The following is a 1,036-nucleotide window of genomic DNA, read 5'->3' as shown; positions in this document are numbered from 1 at the left end:
CTGGATCGGCTCCACGGGCGTGCCCTTGAGCGCCTGGTTCATCGCCAGCTGCCAGATCGGGCCGGGGCCGTCGGCGCCGAAGACCTCGGGGAAGTACTTGCCGCCGATGGTGATGTTCTTCATCTTGACGCCGCCGGCCGGGCCGCCGAGCCAGACCGAGGTGGCCAGCGACGGGGTGTAGCCGCTGAACCAGGCGGCCTTCTTCTCGTCGGTGGTCCCGGTCTTGCCCGCGATCTTGCGGCCGTCGTCGAGGCCGAGGGAGGCCGCGGTGCCCTTCTCGGTGACGTTGAGCAGGACGGCGTTGAGCGAGTCGGCGGTCTGCTCGGAGAAGGCCTGGCTGCACTGGGACTGCGGGACGGGGACGTCCTTGCCGTCGACCGTGGTGATCTTGTTGATCGCGATCGGGGTGCAGTACTTGCCGCGCGCGGCGAAGGTCGCGTAGACGTTCGCCATGGTCAGCGGGGAGAGCTCCAGGGTGCCGAGGACCATCGAGGGCACCTCCTGGAAGGCGTCGCCCTTGGCGGACTGGGTGATGCCCAGCTTGTTCGCCATCTGCTTCATCGCGCAGAGGCCGACCTGCTGCTCCATCTGCACGAAGTAGGTGTTGACCGAGCGGGCCATCGCCTCCTTCAGCTGGTACGGCCCGACCTCGCTGTCCTGCTCGTTCTTCACCGTCTCCTTGGGCTTGACGGTGTTCTTCCAGGTGCCCGAGCAGGTGGACATCTGGGGGTACTCGATCTTGTTCTCGGACGGGAACGCCTGGGTGTTCGACATGCCCGACTCCAGTGCCGCCGCGGCCAGGATCGGCTTGAAGGTCGAGCCGGTCTGGAAGCCGTTGCCGCCGCCCATGGCCGCGTCCACGTTGAGGTTGACGACGGTCTGGTTCTTGTTCGGGTCCAGGCCGTACGGGCGGGTCTGGGCCATCGCCAGGATCTTGCCGCTGCCCGGCTCCATCATGGTCGCGGCGGCCGACACCGGGTCGGTCACGTTGACCTTCTTGGTGACGGCGTTCTGGGCGGCGGCCTGCTTGTCCGGG

At 67.5% G+C, this 1,036-nt stretch carries 1 protein-coding gene; it reads right to left on the bottom strand.

The annotated features are described in order from the left end of the window. Nucleotides 1-1,036: transglycosylase domain-containing protein (locus AE652_RS41980; protein ID WP_049661386.1), on the bottom strand; the 1,036-nt coding region annotated here is incomplete at both ends.

It is taken from the genome of Kitasatospora sp. MY 5-36 (genome assembly GCF_001182915.1).
In the GTDB taxonomy this organism is placed as follows: domain Bacteria; phylum Actinomycetota; class Actinomycetes; order Streptomycetales; family Streptomycetaceae; genus Kitasatospora.
The sequence above is the reverse complement of the archived record's forward strand: the minus strand, read 5'-3'. Positions and strand labels throughout refer to the sequence as shown.